Genomic DNA, 19,445 nt, shown 5'->3' on the forward strand with positions numbered 1-19,445 from the left:
CCCTCATTGCTTCAGTCCGTCGGGATAGGGCGGTGGCGGTGGCGGGTTGCCGGCGCTGATGTGCGCGCGCAGGGCGTGGATGTAGTCGTCCTTCTCCCGCCCGACGCGGATCCCGGCGTCGACCCTGTCGGTGAGTTCGTCGACTCGTTCGGTGAGCCGCTCGATTTCCGCGTGGAACCGGGTGATTAGCTCCTGCGCGGACGCGCCCTTCGTGGGGAGCTTCTCGAGGAGCTTGCCGACCGCCGCGCCAAGGATGATCCCGCCGGCGGCGATCAGCGCGAGCAAGACCTCCTGCGGCATCAGCCGGCCATGCGGCGCGCCGCGTCGTCGTTCACGGCCCTGGCGAGCGCCGCGTAGTCGATCGGCTTGCCCATCCCGGCGATCACGGCATCCGCGATCTGCTTCACTTGCGCCGGCGTGACACCGCCAGTGCTCACCGACTTGGCCAGAGCCTCGACGGCCGCCAGGGTACGGCGCGCGATGCTGCCCGTCTCGACGAGGTCGTCCCGCATCGTGACCTTCTGGCCGTCGCGCCGGATGTCCGAAAGCGTCAGCTCGACGCGAGCAAGCGCGTCACGGGTGTCGACCAGGTCATCGATCGTCCGGAGCTTCTTGCCCTGCCGGGTGATCGGGTAGTTCCACACGTCTGCTGCGGACATGGCGTCCACCTTCTCTCCGTAGTGCTTGTCGTTCCAGGACTGGTATTCGAAGTGGTGCTGCTCGCTGGGATCCCCGGCCGCGGTGCGGATGAAGCCGTACTCGGCCGCGAGGGTGATGAAGCCGACGGTGCGCCAGTCGTCCGAGTCCCACGCGACGCCGCGGCAGTGCATCGACAGATCGGGGTGAAGCGCCCGTGAGTGAGCCGGCTTCGGTCCGACGCCGTGCACCCACGCGGTCCAGGCGAGGTACATGCTCATCTGCGTGTCGTAGTCGGCGTAGGTGCGGTTGACATCCGCCCGCCGACCGAGGCGCGCCTCGAGACGGCGGAACGCGAGCGCGGCCTCGGGGACGAAGGAGACGCCGGGGCGGATCTCCTCGATGACAGGGGCGCCGCCCATGATCAGGCGTCCGCGGGGAAGGCGACGGCCGACAGGTACGCCTGCTGACCGGACACCAGCTCGACGGCCCCGGACGTTTGTACGCTCACCGTGGTCGAGCCGGTCACGGACCGGACGAGGAAGGTGCTGAAGTGCTTCGGTCGATAGCCCACAGGCAGCAGGAAAGCGGTCCCGGTATTGCCGTTCGCGGGGCGGCCTTTCAGGATCGTCATGCCCTGCAGGCGCCGATACTCGACAGCTTCCGCGGGGGTGGCCTGGATCCACGAGTTCTGGAACGTCGGCGCCTGCCACCCTGTGTCCGTGGACAGCCACACAGAGCCGGTCCAGGTGTACACGATCGGGCCGACCCGGCATGTGTCGCCGGCGGTGAGCAGCGCGCTGTTCGATGACGCCCAGGTGTTCGCGTCCGACTCGGATGCGAACACCGGCACGCCAGACGCCGGAACCCACACCAGCCCTGCGGTGTCGTAGGTGATCTCGACGCGGTGCAGCCCGCGGGCGTCGGCGCGCGCGACGATCACAGGGGTGGTGGCGAGGTTCTGTCCGGATGCCGCGATCGCGACCGCGACCTGCGTCGCCTCGGTCGAGTTGGCGACGGGGATCACGTCGTTGATCGACAGGATCGCGGCGGCCAGCGCTGTCCTTGAGGGCTTCTCGCCGGCGGCGAGTGACTGGTGCTTCTTGACGTCGGTGCTCACGGCTGCTCCTAGGCGTTCTTGGTGTAGGTGACTTTGAGGACGAACGACGGGGGAACCCCGGCGCCGGCGAAGCCGCCGTACTGGGATCCGATCGCAGCAAGGCCTTTCGCCGCTCCGGTGCGGAACGCTTCACGCATCGCGGCCGTGAGGGCAAGCGCCCCGGTCCCCCCGGAGGCGACAGAGCCGGTGGAGGCGGTCTCCCCGGTCGATGCGGGGGCACCGCCTGGACGCGTGCCCGAGGCGGATCCCTGCACGACGAGCGCGGCCGAGTTCCCGTCAGCGCCCTTCTTGGCGGTCGAAGTGATCGCGGTGATCGACAGCGCGCCGAGGTTGACGATCTGATTTCCGTAGCCGATGAAGCCGACGAGGGCGCCGGATCCGTAGGCGTTGCCCTGGTAGACCGGTGTCTTGCCGAGGCCGTAGCGGTCCGGGTTCCACTGGTCCCAGCCCTTGCCCGCACGATAGGTGCCGGTAACCTGCGGGCTGATCGTCGCCGTGGCGGTGACGATGTCGCTGCCACCGCCTCCGCCGCCACCCGCGGGGGCGTCGGGGGCGGGGGTGGTGGATGGTCCCATCGCGAGGACGGGTGTCCCCCAGGTGTCGAGCATCAGCCACGCGGACTGTCCGACGGTGTAAGTGCCGAGCGGTGCGGGAATGGTGACCGTTGCGCCGCCGATGCTCACGGTGACGCTGCCGCCACCGGTGGCGGTGACGGTGCCGAGTTCAGCCGGAAGTCGAGGCTGCACCGGGCCGACGATGAGTACTGGCCTCGCGGACGTCGGATCGAGCAGCACCCGGGCGAGCGAACTCGCTGAGTACCGCGCGGCGATCGCGGGCAGCCACACGGTTCCACCGCGGATGCTCACCCGGACCCGGCCGCCTGCCGCATCGACCTGCAGCACCTCGCCGGTGACGACCAGTGCCGTATCGTCCGCGATGCCCGGCCCCTGAGCGGTGGCCTGCTTGATCAGACCTTTGAGGTTCAGCGGGCTGATGTCGTTCACGAAGGCAACCCCACATCCACTCGCATGTCCCCGTCGGAAACCGTCAGGGGCATGTCGTACGCCGTCACCCACCCCCACTGCCGATCGACGGAGGCGGTCTCATCCGCGGACTCCATCACCCAGACGCGATGCTCGGGGATGCCGCCAGCGGCGGGAACGATCTCCATGTGACCTCGCGCGCCGCGCAGCACGGCCACCGGGTCATCCAGTTCGATCCGCGAATCCGGAACGATCCGGGCGGGGATGGCGAGGGCTGGACGGGTGGAGTTGGCGAGCATGGTCGCTGCGGCGGCATCGGCCTGTCGTGTGTTCTCGATCAGCGGGGACGACCACTCCTTGGTGACCACCCCGTAGTCGCCGTTCACGCTCATCGGCCCGCCGGTGACGGAGGCGACGCCCTGGACGTCGGCCTTGTCCGAGGACGCGGTCGCGGCGATCACGTCGTTGTATGCACCGGTGCGGGTGTCGGAGCGGGGCGCGGAGATCAGGGTGCCGCCGAGACCGTCGCGCAGGGTGAGGATCGGCACGGGCACCTTGGGCAGCGGGGCGCGGAACGCGACCTGACCCCACGGGTCGATGCGGAGCAGTGCCGGCCATGCGGCGGCGATGTCCTGCAGGTTCTTTAGTCGATCCTTCGCCCATGCCATCGACGCCGGCACAGCCCGGTCGACGAGGGCCGGGTCGAATGATGCGCCCATACCCGCGGGCAGGAGACGTCGCGCTTCGGAGGAGAACGTGCCGGACGGGGACGAGAGCACCTTGATCTTGTCGTCGCGCGGGCGCGCGAGCAGTGACTCGGCCTTGACGCTGATCATGCCGGCGTCGTCGTCCGACCAGTCCTTGATCTGGAAGCGGCCGCGGCGGGTCTCCCAGGTCTCACCCGTGATCACCGAGGACACGACAATCGTCACGTCGAGGGTCTGCCCGTACCGAGCCAAGGCGTGATCGGTCGACGACGGCCGCCAGTCGATCACGTTCTCCCCGGGTGCGGGGGCAGCGAATCGGGGCACGGTCATCGTCAGGGACTCGATGATGTCGTCGCCGACGTCGCCGGTGATTCGGCCGGACGCGACGGGAACCAGCTCGGCGAGCATCCGCCCGCCGAGCCATGACGTCACGCGCGGCCACCAGGTGCACGCGCCAGCGAGCACTTCGTCCGGGGCACCGTCGAGCATCCTGCACCCCGTTTCAGATCGTTGACCAGTCGGCCCTGTCGAAGTCGTCCCATGTGTCGAACAGCTCGTCGAAGGTGCCCACAGGTACGGACGCGCCCTTCGAGATCGTCGGCGCCGAGTAGTCCAGGAGGTGCCCCGCCGCGACGCCTGTGGCCGCCATCCGGGCGCCGGGCGCGAGTCCGGTAACCCCGGCCGGTGCGGTCGCTGTGACTACGACCTGCTGCCAGTCGCCGGTGAGGACGACCGGTGTGCCGGTGATGACCGTGCCGTTGGACCACTTCAGTGCCGCCATCCCCGAGCGGCCGGCGGTTCCCTTGACACGGCAAGTCACGGTGACCTGCATGCCCGGGACGACCGGCTCGCCGAGGGTGGGCGCGGCGCCGGTGTAGACAGACGCGAAGATGTCGACGGCGGTCGCCGCTGCCGTGGCGGATGCGCGCAGGTGCCGCGGCGTGGAGTAACCGCCGGTCGCCGGGTTCGAAAGTGTGCCGTTCGTCGCTGCCCAGCCCGACGTCGACGGGAACAGCGAATGCCACGACCAGACGCGATCGAGCATCGCATCGTCGAAGTCTGGCCACGTGAACGCGATCAGCGCCGTCGACGGCTGCGGGTCGGTCAATTCCCGGACGCCGAGCGACCAGCGCCGCCATGTGTCCCCGCCCTCGGTGATCAGCTCGTCTTTCCACGACGTGACCAGGCCGAGAACGACCGGGGTGAGATCGCGCATGCCTGGGACCAGCCGGCGAACGATCGGCATCCCTGACTCGAGGATGGCGCGCATCGTGACCGAGTCGACGCCCTGGGTGTCGAACTCCCACCCGTACGAGTACGAGCCGGGTGTCTCGAGCCGCGCGGCCGGGTCGGGCCGTCCCGCGATCTCGAAGGCCTCCGATCGGATGGTCGCCGACCGCGGCTCGGTGGTGGACGCGACCTCGACCGGGGCGACGGTGAGACCGTCGATGGTCTGGATCACGGCCACCCCGTCGTGCGACACGGTGACGGGCGCCGCCGTGACGGTGACGCCGTCGACGACCGCGCTGTAGACGATCGGGGTGTTCAGTGCGGCACGGCTGTCGATGAGCAGGATCTGAGATCCCTCGGACACCCCGACGCCGCCGGGCACCTGCCAGCGTCCCCCGTCGCCGGATGTTCCGACGACTTCGTACGCCTGTCCGGCGGTGGTGCCCGTCAGTGCGACCTGGACGGGGCGCGGCTGGGAGGCGGCGAGCAGTGTCGCGGTGAGCGATACAGCCATCAGATCAGCCTCCCAGCGCGGACGCCACGGTCTTCTGTGCGCCCTTCATGATGAGCGGGTAGACGACCTCGCCGAACATCCGCGCGAGGTCGCGCATGTCGTCCGGGTGCAGGCGCGTCGGGCCGGTGGCCCGTGGTGAGGATCCGGCAGCCGCTGCGAGGGCGACGCGCTCGAGGCGCGCCGCGACCTGGTCGACCGGTTCGACGTACTCCCGGCCGCCCGGGTTGTCGCCGATGATCGCCATCATCGGTCCGGTCGTCACGCCGCCTGTCGCGAGCCGTGGGAGGTTCACGTGCGGGATCAGGTCGATCTTGATGCCGACCGCGCCGGCGACGGAGTTGACGCCGCGGATCATCCCGTTGATGAGGTCGATTGCGCCGTTCACGCCGCCCTCGATCCAGCCGAGCACGCCGTTCCAGATGTTCCGGACGACAGCACCGAGGCCGTTCCAGGTGGCGTTCCACACTGCGCTGATCAGCTTCATCCCGCCATCGATTCGCGTCGTTACCCAGTTGATCGCGTTCGTGATCGGCTGGACGATGTAGGTGTTCCAGACGAATGCGATGAACGCTCCGATCGCGGTCCACAGTCCGTTCCACCAGGCGGCGAAGCCGTTGAGTCCGGCGGTGATCCACGACATGAATCCGGACCACGCGGCCCCGATCCACGCGATCACGGCATCCCAGTTGTTCCACAGCCAGATAGCTGCGGCGACGAGCAGACCGATCGCGACGATTATCGCGATGATGATCCACGTGACAGGCGACGCGAGCCAGGCGGCGTTGTTCGCCCACTGCGCCGCGGTCTGCGCCCACGTGAAACCGGTCGACGCGGCCTGCGCGGCCTTGAACGTGGTCATCATCGCCGAGATACCCTGGACGATCTGCATCGCCTTGTACGCGCCGACGGCGAGCAGCACCGCACCGGAGAGGATGCCCACACCGGTCGCGAGACCAGACACGACACCCGAGTTCTCGGTCATCCAGGCGACGACGTCAACTCCGGTGTGAGCGAGGTCGACCATGATCGGCAGCAGCCCGGCGCCGAGGGTTTCCATCAGCTCGCCGAGCGAGTTCTTGAAGATCGCCGATGAGCCGGTAGCGGTGTTGCCCTGCGCTTCGGCGAATCCGCCGACCTGGGAGGTGAGTCCCTCCATGATCGAGCCGTAGTTGCCGCCGACGGAGCCGGTGTCGACGAAGTCGATACCGATGTCCTTGAGGGACCGACCCTGGCCGAGTAGCGCCTTGCCGAGATCCGCGGCGGCGGTCGGGATGTCCTTGCCGGTCTTGGCGGCGTAGTCGGCGAGCAGCGGCGTCAGCTCAGTGATCTGCTGACCGGTGAGACCGTACTGTGCGAGCACGGCCTGCCCCGAGGCGAACTGGTCGTCGTCGAACTGGGTCTTGAGTGCGAGCTGAGAGTTCAGATCCATCAGCGCCTGCGCGCTGGTGTCGGCCGTCGCCGGGAACTTGTCGAGCGCGAACTGCAGCTGCTGGGTGGACTGTTCCGCATCGGCGGCGGCGTCGGCCGCGCCGATAGCGCCGACGGTGAGCACACCGAGCGCGACGGCCGCGCCAGTGCCGGCCGCCTTCACGCCCGCGCCGGCGAAGTCCTTCTCGATCGATTCCTTCGCCTTGTCGAGCTTGGTGAGATCGTCGTCGTCGACCAGCAGACGGATCAGGAGATCCTTCGCGTTCCCGGACACGCGTCACCTCCTTCGGCGTTCAAGCTCCTCGGCGGCTTCCTCGCGCTTCGCGGTGATCGAGTCACACGCGAGCGCAAGGGGTGCCCACAGCTCGTACGGCAATTCCCAGATCCGTTCCGGGGTCAGCTCCGGCCAGTAGTCGTACCGGCAGATCAACAGCGCGCGCTTCTGCACCTGCTCCTCGAGCCACGGTTCCGATTCATCGAGGCGGATCAGCTCGGGTGGGTCTCCGGCGTCGCGTCGATCGCGGCGGCGGCGGCGGGAGTTGCGGATACCTGAGGGTCCGGGCGCTCCTCACCCTCCTCGCTCTCCTGCGCGCGGGCGAGGTCGCCCGGCTCGGCGATCATGTTCTCGATGTCGTCGAGGTCGGCGCAGGACTGGAAGGTGACGTCGTGGCCGGCGCGGCGCAGGCTCGCGAAGATCGCGAACGCGGTCTGCATGCCGCTGAGCTTCATCCAGTCGGCGTACTGGCGGCGGTTCCACCCCATCTCCTTCTCGACGGCGGCCGCGTCCCACAGGTTCGGCTTGACGACGGGAATGCGGGTTCCGTCGGAGAGCTGGATTTTCGCCATGTTGCTATCTGCCTTTCAGATTGCGCTCGAGGATCTCCCCCGCGCGCTTGGCCATGTCGTCATACCCGGCACGGGCGGGGCCGAAGAAGTAGCCCTGGCCCGACTGGTAGACGTACGTCTTCTTGTTGCCGAACACCGGGTGTCGAAAGCGGGGACCGTTCCAGAACTTCGCCTGGTTGAACTTCCCCGCCCGCGGGCCGGTGGTCTTGATGTCGATGCCGAGAGAGCGGGCACCGGTGAGGATCCGGGTACGCAGCCCCGCCTTGATGCCCTCGCGCATCCCTGAGGAGCGGCCGCCGTTCTTCACGTCGGCGTCGGCGTAGGTGTTCTTCTTGATCAGCCGGAACTTGCCCTTGCTGCCCGCGCCGAGCACCATCGCCTGCCCGGACTTCCGGACGCCCTTCGGCAGCGGACCCGACAGGATCTCGCGCTGCTTGGCGATGACGTCATCGCCAACCGTGCGGAGTTCCCGTCGGGTGTCGCGCCGGATGTTCGGCGGCATGTAGGTCATCAGGGCGAGCAGATCCTGCAGCTTCGCCTGGTCGACCTCAGTCCGCGAGACCATGTCAGGGGGTGGTGTCGAGGGTGCGGTAGATCGCCCAGATCGGCTGCGCGGCGGTGCCGTTGTCGAACGCCTCGAAGTCGATCGACAGCTTGATCGCCTTGCCGCCGTCGGACGTCGGAACCTCGCCGCCGAGGCGGATCGCGGGCAGCACGATCTGTAGGGTGGGCTTGTGCACGCCGGACACCGCGACGTTGTGCTGGAACGTGAGCACCAGCGCGAGCGCGGACTGCTGCAGGTATGCATCCCGCAGCGTGTTGTCCGTGTACTCCGCGGTGATCTTGCCGCTGATCTCCGGCACACCGTACAGCGGGGCGCGTGAGCGCAGACCGGCACCGCCGAGGTTCCACCCGTCGGAGTCGAGGTTGCGCTTGACGCTCACCGTGAAGTCGGCGATGTTCGCCGCCGGCGTGCCGGACATGCTGGCGACGGCGGTGGTCGTCGGCTCGGTGAGCGTGCCGCCGAGAGAGACCGCGCCGTGCACGAACGTGAACAGCTGGTCGTCTGCCGGGTAGCTCGTCGCGGCCGCGGCGAACGCGGTCTGCAGTTCCCGGGCGGTGAGGGAGAACTTCGCCTCGAGGATGGCGCCTTCCTTGGCCGACAGCTCGACGCTGTCGAACACGCACCCGGTGAAGGTGTGCGGGAAAGAGTTCACCCCGCCGAGGGTCGGGAGGATTTCCTGCACGGTGAACGACTGGACCGGGTCCGACGCGTTCTGCAGCACGTGGTTCTGCTGGTACAGCGGCGGGGTTGTCGTCGGCACCAGCGTGTTGACCACCTGCCCAAAGATGGCGTTCAGCAGGAAGCCGAAGCCGCGGGTGGGGACGTCGATGTCGATGTCGCCGGATCCCTCGAAGTGCACGGCCTGGTGGCGGTTGAGCCGGTGCACGTTCTTGCCGGGACGGAGGCCGCGGCCCTGCGCGGTCTTGATCTCATACTTCAGCTTCGCCTCGGACTCGACGAACCGGGACGGGGTGACGGGTGTTCCGTACACGGTCTCCTTCGCGAGTCCGACAGAGAAGTCAAGCTGCGTTCCCATCAGGAAGCCCCTTCCGTGTCGGTGTCCGGCAGGCCGAGCGGCTCGCCGTCGGCCGGGGCGAAGTGCTCCGGCTGGTGGGTCAGCAGGGCGGCGACGTCCTCACGGACCTCGAACACTTCCTGCGGCTGGATGATGCGCCCGATCGCGGGGACGTCGAGCGCGCCGAGCGGGCTGACGTTGCGGAACTGCGTCGGGAGCGCCTCAGGCTGAGGCGTGGACTTGCGGGTCATGGTAGATCCTCCTGGTCAGGCGGCGCGGACGCGATGCATGCAGACGAACGTGGTGGCGATCTCGACCTGGTAGCCGTCGCCCTGCTCGTCGACCGCACCGTCACTGTCGGTGGTTCCGGGGACGCACCACAGCACGGTGTCAGCGAGCGTGATGTCAGTCATCCGGATGTAGGTCTGGATGGTGGCGAGGATCTCGAAGGCGCGGTCGAATGCGGCCTCGATGTCGGCTTCGGTGTGCCCGGGAACCCAGGCGCCGATGGACATGCCAAACGTGATCGTCTCGTCCTGAGAGCGACGCGGGCCGATGTTGCGCGGGTCCATGTCGCTGTTCGTGTCCGTCGTCGCGACCCAGTTCGGCTGGGTGACCGGCCACTGCCAGCCGGAATAGAAGTCGATGTCCGTCTCGGCTGTGAGCGCGGTCTTCGCCGCGGTGAGCAGCGCCTTGCGTGCGGCGAGGATCCCGGACGCTGAGGAGATGCCGCTCACGTCGTCGGCTCCCGGTACACGCGCGGCGGGTAGGACGCGAGCCAGCCCTGCACCTTGCGGGGTAGGTCGATGCCGGCGGGGGCGCCGTCGCTATCCGGTCCCTGCGCGGGGCGGTTACGCGGGCCGTTCTTCGTCTGTTGCCACCACAGCTTCGCGGTTTCGCGTGCGGCGAGGATGAAGATCGTCGGGAGCTTGCCGGGCGTGATTTCATGCCGGGCCGGGTCGATATCGCGACCGGTGTACTGGTCGATGCGTTCACACGCGGCCGCTGCGAACAGGTTCAGTTCGTCGGTGTCCTCGTCGGTGGGGCCGATCTGCAGGGCGGTGCGGAGAGCGCCGGCGGTGATCGGCCAGTTCGCGCCCGGGATCGGGTCGGCGAGCCAACGGACCGTCCCGGGGAGGAACGGGGCGGCGCCGGCGGGGGTGAGGTCGATGCCGTCGGGCTGTCCGAGGAACCCGTCCCAGACAGTGAGGAGGTAATTGGCGGCGGGGTGCGTTCGCAGCTGGCCGGTACCGACCGGCTTGAAGTGGTCGGCGGGGAAGGGCTTGGTCTGGGTGAGCAGGTCCGCGGCCCCGTGCGGGTCGACGAGGGCGGTGACGATGTCCCCTTCGCGGGACAGCGTCACGGTCTGGCCGTTCGACCATGTGATCGTTGCTGGCTCGAACACGGGCATCAGCGGACCTCGTTTCGGTTGGTGCGGGCGGGCGCCGCGGGGTGGTCCCCACGACGCCCGCTCGCGGTCACTTCTCGGGGAAGCGGGCGTAGCCGAGTCGCACGTAGCGCTCGGCTTCCGCGGTGGGCAGCGTGATCTCGCCGCCGGGTGCCGGCCACGACTCACCATCGACCGTGCCGGTGATCGCGATGTTCATCACGATCACCACCGTGTCGACGGCGTCGCCGCTGGCGTCGACCTCGTCGGGAGCGGTCTCGGGCGCCGGGGTCGTGGTGACCTTCGGCGCCTGGGCCTTCCGCGGGCCGCCCATCAGGAAGCCCCGCCCTGGAAGGTCTTCACCGCCGAGGTGTCGACCAGGTTGCCGTCGGCGCGGAGCACCGCGCGGAACGCGACCTGGTCGCTGCCGAACAGCGCGTGGTCGGAGCGCTCGATGCGCGTCGACCCCACGAGCCGGATCCAGTAGCGCGAGAAGTCGCCGTAGGCGATCGACTTCGCACCGACACCGACACCCGCGAAGAACGGGTCGCGGTGCACCGGGTTGCCGAGCAGCTGCGAGGGCGCGCCGGTCTGGCCGTTCGGCTCCCACAGATAGCGGCCCTGCAGATCCTTCAGCTTGCGCACGGATGCGACAGCCGTGTTGGACGCGACCCACGCGGCGCGCGCCTGGTAGGGCGCGAGGACCGACTCCTGCAGGTCGATGAGGTCGTCCCAACTGGGCGCCCCGCCGACGCCGGTGGCGCCGGTCTTGCCGACGGTGGCGGCCGTGACGACGCCGGTCGGCTCCGTGGTGCCCGCGCCGACGGCGAACTTCTGACCGGTGAGAACACTGATGTTCTCACCCATCAGGCGCGTCACCAGCCCCTCGATGTCGATCAGCGAGTCCTCGACCAGCTCGTTGCTGATGCCGCGGTAGTCGCCGTACTTGTAGGCGCCGAACTTGACCTGGTTGAAGGTCGGGTCGGTGCCGGGCAGCTGCGTCGCCTCCGTGGCGGCTCCGGCCGCACCGAAGCTGGCGAGGCGGGGCAGCGTGACCTCGTCGCCCTTCTCGGTGACGAACACGTAGGCGCCGGCGGCGTAGACGCCAGAGAACTGGCGAAGCGGCTCGACGAGCTGCGTCAGGAACGTCTTGCCGACCGTGTTGCCACCGGCCGCGGCGGTGCCGACGCTGAGCGCGCGGACCTCCTCAGCAGAGGGCACGTAGTCGAGCGGGTTGTTGCGACGCTCGCCACGGAGAACCTCACGGATCTCGTCGGCGAACTTCGCCACATCCGCGGCGTTGCCGAACGCGGACCGGTTGCCGAGCAGCTCGCCGGCGAAGGCCTGCGCGCGCTCCTCGAGGTCGCGCTGCATGACCAGCGTGTTGATGCGCTCGTCGAACGAGTTGTATGCCCGCTCGAGCGTCTCGAACTTCTCACGCTCGTCGGCCGTGAACTCGCGCTCGGACGCGATGTCCGCCAGCGGCTTGCCCTCGGTCTCCCACGCCCGCTTCTGCTCTTCGGCGAGGCGCTTGATGTCTTCAGCGACGGATGCCATCTGAAGCTCCTTTCTTCCCGCCGATGCGGGGCTTACGGCGCGTGAGCGCGGACTGCCGCGCCCCGATGCCGTTGTTGATCGAACGCGCCCGGGTGGCCGCGTCTTTCTCCCAGTCGCCCGGAGGGGCGGGCTGGTCGTCTTCATGGAGACCCGCGCGGATCTCGTCGATGTCGAAGTCGCGCTTGCCGACCGATGCGCCCCAGTAGGCGGGATCCGCGACGGGGGCGACGTCGACGAGGCGGGCGGAGAGAACCCGGCGGATCAGCCGGTCATCGCCGTCCTCGCGCCATTCGGCGTCGAGGGTGGAGAACGCGAACGACGAGAACCGGTAGTCACCGCGTTCCGCGAGCACCGCGGCGTCGCGCCCCGCGCTCGTGTCGGGGAGGTCGACCTCGTAGCGGAGACCGATCTCGTCGATGAACAGGCGCAGCGTGCCCGCGTCGGTTGTCCCGAGCAGGAGCCTGCTGTCGTGCTCGGAGCGGCACAGCACGCGGGTATGGCGGGTCATGTCGACCTCGCCGCCCGGGCCGGCGGGTCCGAACGCGAGCGGGTCGATTTCCTCGAACCACCCGCCGAGGTCGCGGCTGGACGAGTTGAACACCGCGCCGTAACCGATCAGCGTCCCCGGCCCCTTGGACCCTTCGGGCGCCGCGCGGAATCGCACGGGCTGCGGCGTGGTGTGCCGCTCGATGACGTCGGTCATCATGCCTCCTTCGTGATGGATTCCGAGACCGACTCAGCGATCGACTCACTCTCGGACTTGTTCGTCTGATACCACTGCTGCCAGTCGGCGATCTCCTGCTCGGTGAGCGGCTTACGCCCGCGACGCCGTCGTGCTTCCTCGAGGCGGAGCGTGCCGTTGCGCAGCTCTTCGCTGTCGGCCCGCGCCGATTCGAGCTGCCCGGGCTGGGCGAGCACGTCGTAGTCGAACTGCACCGAATGGCCGGATGGCAGGACATCCTCGTAGGCCTCGCTAAGTCGGTTCCCGACCGGCATCAGTGTGCGGATGTTCAGCAGCTCGGCATCCTGCTCACGGTTGGAGTAAGTGCGAGAGTTGCCGGCCTTGCCGCCGATGTCCTCGGGGGCGACACGGAAGATCGTGGCGATCTCCGTCGCGGTCGCCTCGATGGTCTCGAGGAACTGCGCCTCCTGTGGTGCGATGCTGATCTTCGACCAGGTCCACTCCCCCGGCAACGCGACCGGCTTACCCTCTGCGGTGGCCGCGATGAAGTCGTCGCGCGCCTCGCGGAGCTTGTCGGCACCGAGGCGCTTGTCGGTGGTGGAGAGAATGGCCGGCGGAACGGCCGCGTTCTTGAACCACTTGCGTCCGTAGGCGCTGGCGAGGTTTGCGCGCTCGAACGTGTCGGCGAAGTGCTGAATCGGAGACACGCCCTTGACGGTCTCTGGATGCACGAACCCGCGCACGTGGATCAGGTTGCCGCCGCGGCGGACCGTCTGCATCTCCGTGCCGTTGACGAAGTAGCGCGGCTGCAGGGGGTTGGTCTCGTCAATGCTCACCCAGTCGGGGTGCATCCACCAGACGTACCGGCGACCCGGGTCCGTCAACCCGTAGGCGTTGCCGCGCAGCAGCATCGACAGGACGTACTGCGTGCGCCAGGCGCTGCGGGACAAGTCCGGATTCGGGTCACGCACGATGGGCGGGTTGCGGATCGGCTCGGTCTCTCCGTTGGACAGCTCGACGAGGGTGTGAGCGGGGACCATGGAGAACAGGTCAGAGATCAGCGACACCGCGCCGTAGACGGGTGCGAGGCGGGTGACGCCGCCGACACCGAGCGGTGCCACGTAATCGTCGCCCCACACCGACGCCGAGTTTAGGTCTCGACGTTCACGGGTGAACAAACTCATCGCGACCTCCGGATCGGGATCGGGTGGGCGATCAGCAGCACGGCCACGCCGGCCACGACGAGCGCGACAGGGATCGACCACAGGGCCAGGCCCGCGACGATGAGCGCCGCGCCGGCCGCATCCAGGAGCGTGGCCCGGATGCGTTCGGCACGCTGATCAGCGATCGCCTCGGCGTGGATCTCTTCGGGTGTCATTCGCCCGTCCTTTCGTCCAGCCGGTTCGCGTGGCGGAATGCCTCGACCGGGTCGTACCCGAGATCGGGCAGCCGCTTCGCCAGCATCCGCAACGCATACGAGACGGTGATCAGTGACGTGATCGGGCGCAGCGACTTCCCGCGCGCCCACTTCCACCCGTCACCCAGGCTCTGCGTGCTGGCCGCGGCAAGGGCGTCGGTGAGTTCGGACTGCCCCAAATGGAACACCCGCTCGTTGAGCACGAACTCGTGCAGCGTCGGTCCGGCGATCGCGATGTCCTGGGCGGAGATCGGGGTTGCCTCGATGCCGGCCTCGATGAGATCCGGCTCGAGCGTGCCGGTGGTCTTGAATTCGAAGTAGACCTCGCCGGGGTCCGCGGTCAGCAGGTCGCGGAGGCCGACGAGTTCCCGGGTCGGGTCGCCGTCGATCAGCCAGTCGGTGCCGGGTCCGTCGTCGATGATCTCGATGTGGAACCGGCCGTCGGGGCGGACGCCAGCTACGCCGATCGATGCCCAGTCCCGGTCGGGGCTGATGTCGACGACGTACACGAGTTCCGACCGGGCGATGCCGGAGTCGGGGTCGTGCTGATGCGTCCACCGTTCCTTCGGGATCTTCCAGTCCTTGGCGAGATCGTCGCCCCACCAGTTGAGGAACGGCCGGAAGAAACCGTCCTTCATCGACGTGCGGAACGCTGAGATCTTCTTGAGGGTGGTCGTGAATCCGAGCGCGGGCATGCACGCCCACCAGGTCATCGGGTCGTCGGGGTCGGCATCCGCCGGCGCGGAGAACTCGACGTAGAGGGTGCGGTTTCGGTCGACGTTGAGCTGGGCGGGATCAGCGCGGAGCAGCTCGACGCTTGCCCGCCCGGCCTCGGCCTTCTTCCACAGGAACGGGGACTTCGTCTTGGAATGCCCGACCGTCGAGATCCACAGCGACTGGGCATCGTCGACCGCGGTGGTCGCCGGCATCAGCGCCGCCTCGAGGCGGTCATCCTTCTGCGCGAAGATCTCATCGCCGATGGTGAGACCGAGGGTGCCGCCGTGTCCCGCGTCCTCCGTCGGGGCGTCGATCGCCCACTTCGACCCGTTGCGGAACTTCATGTGTTCGCTGCCGTTGGACAGGTGCACGGTATTGCCGCGTCGGTTCGGTCGCAGCTGCGAGGCGAAGGGTGAGTTCGAGATTCGGTAGTGGTGCTCCTCCTCGAGCTTCTCGAGCGCCTTGTCGCGGGTCTGTGCGATGTAGAGCAGGTACTGCCGCTCGGGCCACATCATCATCCGGTGGACGCCCCACGGGATGACGAGGCTCGATTTGCCCGACTGACGCGGGACGATGATGACGATCTCGGAGTACCAGAGCTGGCCGAATGAGTCGACCTCGAACGCGACCTCGAGAACTTCCCGCTGCCACGGCATCGGCTCCCAGCCGAGCAACCGCATGCAGCCGATGACCTCGGATGCGATGGTGCTACGTGCCGGGTTCCGCGGTGTCATCCACCGCGGCGTCGCCATCTCCATCCCGGCCGGCGCGCCGGATCGCGTCCACGATGTCACTCGCGCCACCTCCGTCGCCGTCAGGACCAGCGATGTCGGCGAGCACCTTGCGCATCGCCTCCACCGTCGACGCGTAGTACCGGGCATTGGCGGGATCGTCGAGAGAACGCGCGCCGCGGAACACCAGCTCGTGCTGCATCCGGGTCGTGGCCTTCGCAGTCTGACCGTCGAGCGCGTCGCGTGCCGCGGCCTCGATGGGGCCGTCGACGACGTGCCGCCACCCGGCCTCGCGGATCATCCGCGCGGCGAGTACCGCGGCGGCCATGGTGTCCCCGGCGTCGAAGATCGCCGCCTCGATGATCCGGACGAGGTCGTCGCCGGATGCCGCTCGAGCGGTCGGTGCGGGGCGGTGATCTGTAGGGCGGGATTCGGATGTAGGGCGCGCCCGCTTCGCCGCCCTCTTGGTCGGCGCGGTGCCGTCGCGTTCAGCCTTCCGCGCACGGTACGCCGCGGTGTCGTCGGCCTTCCACTTCCGGCACTTCGCGCACCCGCACTTCATGCGGTATCGCCCGCGAGTGCCGTGCTCGGGGAGCTTCTTGCTGGCCATGACGAACACCCCCGCTGTGCGCCGATCTGAGCGGCTCGAAATCGACCGCGACCGGTAGCGCATCGTCCGGTCTGTTCGTTCGCCAGCGTGCCGCGTGTGCCCTACACGGCCCTACAGGCGATAGAACGAATCGGGGAGAGGGATTATTGAGCGGGGCGCGGGTGTCCGATTGTTCGGTGTGGGAAAAAACGCGGTTGAGTCCCGGCCGTGGCCGGGGCTGGTGGGATGGCGACGATCGACGTCGAGCATGATGCGCCGCGGTGTTCGCGTTCAACGTTGATGTGAGCACTGATCATCAGTGTGTGTTGGCCCCTATGCCCGGCCGGGGTGGGTACCCCCTACCCCCGACCCTGGTCCCCCACCTACGTGAGCGAATGCCAGGACGAGCTGGGATGTCCCGGTCACGCCGGCCACTGTTGCACCCGTAGTGCGCAGGCCTGAGGTTCCACAGATCCCACGTGCCACCCCGGGACCGGGGGATCACGTGATCCATTGATGGCCCCAGGGGGTGCCAACGTCGAAGGTCAAACCGGATCGGTCCCTTGGCCCCGCCGCACAGATGACAGACAGAACCTGGCGGGCACACGATCGCGAGCAGCCGGGCACGCTCAGTAGCCGACGGCTCCTTATCGGGACCGTCCGCACGGGATGCCATGACTCACGCTCGAGTGCGTTCGAGCACGGTGGCGATCGCGGCGTCAAGGACGTCGCGCGCTTCGCCGGCTGTCAGGTCTGTCGGCATCAGCGTGAGGATGTCGAGGCGGTCCGTCAGTTCCTGGGCGACCGCATCAGCCTCGTCGCTGGTCAAGCCGCGCCACATGCACGCTGCCGCGACGATCCAGGCGAGCATCAACCCAGACCCGGGCGCAGCGCGCGGTCGGACGCGGACACCGCCGCCTCGACGGGCGGGCGGTTCTCAAACGCCTTCAACGCCTCGACGCTTGCGGGGGTCTCGGGCGCCGGCATCGACGCGGTTCGGACGATCTCAGGGTTCACAGCTTTCGACAGCATCGGTTCGTCTCCTTCGTCACTGTGGGCTGGTCAGCCCGATACGTTGGGCGCATGCTCGCATTCTTCGCGGCCATCGTGCCGATCGTCGCGTCGCTCTACGCCGGCGTTTCGTTCCTCATCGACCTCGAGCGGCAACGCCATGTCGTGCGCGTTTATCAGCGCGTCGACGCCTGGTACAAGCCACAGCGGGCGGCGCTCGGTGAGCTGCTGATGAAGCACGACCGCCGGCTCGGCGCTGACCGATTGATCAACGAGCTGAACGATCGTCGGGCGATGCTTCTGAAGGCGAATGGCGTCGACCCGGTACTGGGCACGATGGGACACATGAACACTCTCGCGGCGCCGGCGGCCGTGCCGCTGACTGAGCTGCGACGGCAATGGGTACTGCTGATCGGTTCGGTCGCCGGCGTGATCCTGCTGGCCCTGGACGCGTCGCAGTCGTGAGACGACGAAAGCCCCGCGGATCGGGCGAGGCTTCTCTCACAGTTCAGGTGCAAGCACAGCTTAACAGCTGCGGCGGCCACGTTCCAGATCAATCGTCACGACGGATAGCGTGCCCTCCAACCCTGTTCACGACGCCCCCATGCGATGGCGAGCCGAACCTGGGTCGAGTCGTACCCTTCGATTGATACCGGGTAGCCGAGCGCCGCGACAGAACTTGCCATCCGGTTGGCCCGCTCGAGCTGCGCTTCAGGGCTGACAACCTCGGCGGTGTCCACCGTGAGCAGGTCACTGTCACCCGTGGTACCTAACCGCTGAACGCCCTCGAGCCGGAGCAGCGCCATGGTGACTTCGTCGTATTGCTGGAATGGAACGGTCTGAGTCGCGAGCATCACGCCCTGGCCGCGAACATAGTTCTCGATACCGTCCATACGCTCGAGGATGATCTGCATCTTCGCATCGACAGGGTCGTCCGAAACCGGTGGGTGTGCCGCTGAGATAGCGACGCCGAAGTGCGCCCATAGTGGATTCGCGCCATGACTCTCCGTGACGGAGTCGATGATGTGTTTCGCCAATGCGTCGATCTCCTCATCCAGGCTCCAAGGCGCGAGATGCGACGCGTACGGATGCGTGTTGAGACCCTGGATGTCGAACGGTAGCTTCAGGTACTCGTCCTTCACGAGGGCCACAGGTTTGTTCAGGGATGTCCGCACCCCAAGCTCGAATAAGACGTTCGGATTGTGCTGGCTCAGATCGCAGAGCACGAGGCTAGCTTCGCTCAGATGTTTGACAATCCGCCCATGAATCATTGATGTACCGGCCGCGTTCGGAAGGATCGGCACGTATCCTGCCTTCTCGATCGCTGGCATGAATAGATGGCGCATGACGTGCTCCCAGTGGCGATCGTCGCCGTACTGTTTCGCCTCTGCCTCATGCACGGTGATCGGCATTGCGATAAAGCAGGTTGGCTTCGTCGTGTCGGTCGTCATGTCGGACACGCTAGCGGAACACGGCCGGTCGTCGCGGCCGCTATCACTGCCCGCACCGCAACTTGCGCCGCCAGTCCTACTGAAGCGATCCCGAGCAGGGAGATCGGTAGGCCGCCGCCCGCAGCATGGGGTAAGACCGGATGCCGTCAACGGCGCCTCATGGATCGTCTCTAGCGCGCCCCGACTATTCACTGGCGTTCGCCCTCGCTCGGTCGGTTTGAACGCGGCCGCCCAACGTGTTTTTTCATCTCGTCTTGGCACCGGAGAAGATCCGACCGACGGTAAAGCACCGTTCGCACGCCGGCGACGTAGATCGTTCCTACCGGCGCCACCAGGTCCTTCTGCACCCAACGGCGCAACGTGCGTGCGGGAATGAGCTTCTCAGCGTCCGCTCGGTTGAGTAGTGGATCACCCCACTCCGGGACTGCCCGAATGTCCTCGGAGGTGACGTCATCGACCCACTCTGTTTCATTCCTCGTTCGACGCTCGGCGCCCCACTTCGCCATCGCATCCGCGACGGACCAGAACGGCCGGATCCCGTCGACCGGGTCATTCCGATCGAGATACCCTGTGCCGAGCCGCTCTACGTGCTCGAGGTCGTTCACCAGCCCCTCGAGCGCCTGCTCCATCGACACAGGCGCCACGAACCGATCCCACGCCGTCAGAGTGCGGGACACATCGATGATCGCGTCGAGGAGGTCCGCGTCGACAGGTGCCGGCGGCGCAACGGCTGATGAGCGGCCGCCCGGCGCCTTGTCGGTCGGGGTGGCCTTCATCGGGTCCGCGAGCGATGACAGACGGCCCATCAGGTCATCCGAGTCCCGGACCAGCCACCGCAGACGACCGAAGCACCCGTCGC

At 67.7% G+C, this 19,445-nt stretch carries 27 protein-coding genes; 1 reads left to right on the plus strand and 26 read right to left on the minus strand.

Going from position 1 to position 19,445, the window contains the following annotated elements; genetic code table 11:
* Positions 1-3: 3 nt before the first annotated feature.
* From LRQ07_RS10885 to LRQ07_RS10995, 24 genes are all read right to left on the minus strand, one after another.
* Complete coding sequence (locus LRQ07_RS10885; RefSeq protein WP_256534577.1) at positions 4-285, minus strand: hypothetical protein; 282 nt, start codon at positions 283-285, stop codon at positions 4-6.
* 14 nt (positions 286-299) lie between these two features.
* Positions 300-1,058: a hypothetical protein gene (locus LRQ07_RS10890; RefSeq protein WP_256534578.1), complete on the minus strand. Its 759-nt coding sequence runs from the start codon at positions 1,056-1,058 to the stop codon at positions 300-302.
* A 2-nt stretch (positions 1,059-1,060) separates the two neighbouring features.
* Positions 1,061-1,756: a hypothetical protein gene (locus LRQ07_RS10895; RefSeq protein WP_256534579.1), complete on the minus strand. Its 696-nt coding sequence runs from the start codon at positions 1,754-1,756 to the stop codon at positions 1,061-1,063.
* An 8-nt stretch (positions 1,757-1,764) separates the two neighbouring features.
* A complete protein-coding gene (locus LRQ07_RS10900) occupies positions 1,765-2,760 on the minus strand; it encodes a hypothetical protein (protein WP_256534580.1) in 996 nt (331 codons plus the stop codon).
* Positions 2,757-3,935, minus strand: a complete 1,179-nt coding sequence (locus tag LRQ07_RS10905; RefSeq protein ID WP_256534581.1) for a hypothetical protein — start codon at positions 3,933-3,935, stop codon at positions 2,757-2,759. Before LRQ07_RS10905 ends, LRQ07_RS10900 begins: the two co-directional genes overlap by 4 nt.
* Positions 3,936-3,948: 13 nt before the next feature.
* Positions 3,949-5,190, minus strand: coding sequence for a hypothetical protein (locus LRQ07_RS10910; protein ID WP_256534582.1), 1,242 nt, complete (start codon positions 5,188-5,190; stop codon positions 3,949-3,951).
* Between the two features lie 4 nt (positions 5,191-5,194).
* Positions 5,195-6,892 (minus strand): hypothetical protein, encoded by a 1,698-nt coding sequence (locus tag LRQ07_RS10915; protein WP_256534584.1) that lies wholly within the window; start codon positions 6,890-6,892, stop codon positions 5,195-5,197.
* A gap of 3 nt (positions 6,893-6,895) precedes the next feature.
* The gene (locus LRQ07_RS10920) at positions 6,896-7,066 is read right to left on the minus strand and encodes a hypothetical protein (protein WP_256534585.1); all 171 of its coding nucleotides are present in this window, start codon (positions 7,064-7,066) and stop codon (positions 6,896-6,898) included.
* 38 nt (positions 7,067-7,104) lie between these two features.
* Positions 7,105-7,464, minus strand: a complete 360-nt coding sequence (locus LRQ07_RS10925) for a hypothetical protein (protein WP_256534586.1) — start codon at positions 7,462-7,464, stop codon at positions 7,105-7,107.
* A gap of 4 nt (positions 7,465-7,468) precedes the next feature.
* A complete protein-coding gene (locus tag LRQ07_RS10930) occupies positions 7,469-8,029 on the minus strand; it encodes a hypothetical protein (RefSeq protein ID WP_256534587.1) in 561 nt (186 codons plus the stop codon).
* 1 nt (position 8,030) lies between these two features.
* On the minus strand, positions 8,031-9,065 hold the full coding sequence (locus LRQ07_RS10935; RefSeq protein WP_256534588.1) for a phage tail tube protein: 1,035 nt from the start codon (positions 9,063-9,065) through the stop codon (positions 8,031-8,033).
* The gene (locus LRQ07_RS10940) at positions 9,065-9,295 is read right to left on the minus strand and encodes a hypothetical protein (RefSeq protein WP_256534589.1); all 231 of its coding nucleotides are present in this window, start codon (positions 9,293-9,295) and stop codon (positions 9,065-9,067) included. Before LRQ07_RS10940 ends, LRQ07_RS10935 begins: the two co-directional genes overlap by 1 nt.
* A 15-nt stretch (positions 9,296-9,310) precedes the next feature.
* Complete coding sequence (locus tag LRQ07_RS10945; RefSeq protein WP_256534590.1) at positions 9,311-9,781, minus strand: hypothetical protein; 471 nt, start codon at positions 9,779-9,781, stop codon at positions 9,311-9,313.
* Positions 9,778-10,455, minus strand: a complete 678-nt coding sequence (locus tag LRQ07_RS10950) for a head-tail connector protein (RefSeq protein ID WP_256534591.1) — start codon at positions 10,453-10,455, stop codon at positions 9,778-9,780. The genes LRQ07_RS10945 and LRQ07_RS10950 overlap by 4 nt, the downstream gene beginning before the upstream one ends.
* Before the next feature lie 67 nt (positions 10,456-10,522).
* Complete coding sequence (locus LRQ07_RS10955) at positions 10,523-10,765, minus strand: hypothetical protein (protein ID WP_256534592.1); 243 nt, start codon at positions 10,763-10,765, stop codon at positions 10,523-10,525.
* A complete protein-coding gene (locus LRQ07_RS10960; RefSeq protein ID WP_256534593.1) occupies positions 10,765-11,988 on the minus strand; it encodes a phage major capsid protein in 1,224 nt (407 codons plus the stop codon). The genes LRQ07_RS10955 and LRQ07_RS10960 overlap by 1 nt, the downstream gene beginning before the upstream one ends.
* A complete protein-coding gene (locus LRQ07_RS10965; protein ID WP_256534594.1) occupies positions 11,972-12,691 on the minus strand; it encodes an HK97 family phage prohead protease in 720 nt (239 codons plus the stop codon). Before LRQ07_RS10965 ends, LRQ07_RS10960 begins: the two co-directional genes overlap by 17 nt.
* A complete protein-coding gene (locus LRQ07_RS10970; RefSeq protein ID WP_256534595.1) occupies positions 12,691-13,854 on the minus strand; it encodes a phage portal protein in 1,164 nt (387 codons plus the stop codon). The genes LRQ07_RS10965 and LRQ07_RS10970 overlap by 1 nt, the downstream gene beginning before the upstream one ends.
* Positions 13,851-14,048 carry a hypothetical protein gene (locus LRQ07_RS10975; protein ID WP_256534596.1) on the minus strand — a complete coding sequence of 66 codons (198 nt, stop codon included), beginning with the start codon at positions 14,046-14,048 and terminating at the stop codon, positions 13,851-13,853. The genes LRQ07_RS10970 and LRQ07_RS10975 overlap by 4 nt, the downstream gene beginning before the upstream one ends.
* A complete protein-coding gene (locus LRQ07_RS10980) occupies positions 14,045-15,538 on the minus strand; it encodes a terminase large subunit (protein ID WP_256534597.1) in 1,494 nt (497 codons plus the stop codon). Before LRQ07_RS10980 ends, LRQ07_RS10975 begins: the two co-directional genes overlap by 4 nt.
* Positions 15,513-16,145 carry a hypothetical protein gene (locus LRQ07_RS10985; protein ID WP_256534598.1) on the minus strand — a complete coding sequence of 211 codons (633 nt, stop codon included), beginning with the start codon at positions 16,143-16,145 and terminating at the stop codon, positions 15,513-15,515. The genes LRQ07_RS10980 and LRQ07_RS10985 overlap by 26 nt, the downstream gene beginning before the upstream one ends.
* A 295-nt stretch (positions 16,146-16,440) precedes the next feature.
* Positions 16,441-16,800, minus strand: coding sequence for an HNH endonuclease (locus tag LRQ07_RS18565; RefSeq protein ID WP_413775521.1), 360 nt, complete (start codon positions 16,798-16,800; stop codon positions 16,441-16,443).
* A gap of 3 nt (positions 16,801-16,803) precedes the next feature.
* Positions 16,804-16,995, minus strand: coding sequence for a hypothetical protein (locus tag LRQ07_RS10990; protein WP_256534599.1), 192 nt, complete (start codon positions 16,993-16,995; stop codon positions 16,804-16,806).
* Positions 16,995-17,156: a hypothetical protein gene (locus LRQ07_RS10995; RefSeq protein WP_256534600.1), complete on the minus strand. Its 162-nt coding sequence runs from the start codon at positions 17,154-17,156 to the stop codon at positions 16,995-16,997. The genes LRQ07_RS10990 and LRQ07_RS10995 overlap by 1 nt, the downstream gene beginning before the upstream one ends.
* Before the next feature lie 51 nt (positions 17,157-17,207).
* Between LRQ07_RS10995 and LRQ07_RS11000 the strand changes: the two genes are divergently transcribed.
* A complete protein-coding gene (locus LRQ07_RS11000) occupies positions 17,208-17,600 on the plus strand; it encodes a hypothetical protein (RefSeq protein ID WP_256534601.1) in 393 nt (130 codons plus the stop codon).
* 95 nt (positions 17,601-17,695) lie between these two features.
* On the opposite strand, the gene LRQ07_RS11005 is transcribed toward LRQ07_RS11000, so the two are convergent.
* Together LRQ07_RS11005 and LRQ07_RS11010 are read right to left on the minus strand one after the other, a co-directional pair.
* Positions 17,696-18,586, minus strand: coding sequence for a hypothetical protein (locus LRQ07_RS11005; protein ID WP_256534602.1), 891 nt, complete (start codon positions 18,584-18,586; stop codon positions 17,696-17,698).
* A 188-nt stretch (positions 18,587-18,774) separates the two neighbouring features.
* Entirely contained in the window at positions 18,775-19,392 is a 618-nt protein-coding gene (locus tag LRQ07_RS11010) for a hypothetical protein (RefSeq protein WP_256534604.1), read from the minus strand.
* Positions 19,393-19,445: the final 53 nt, after the last annotated feature.

This window comes from Microbacterium sp. J1-1 (assembly GCF_024498615.1).
GTDB classification, from domain to species: Bacteria; Actinomycetota; Actinomycetes; order Actinomycetales; family Microbacteriaceae; genus Microbacterium; species Microbacterium aurugineum.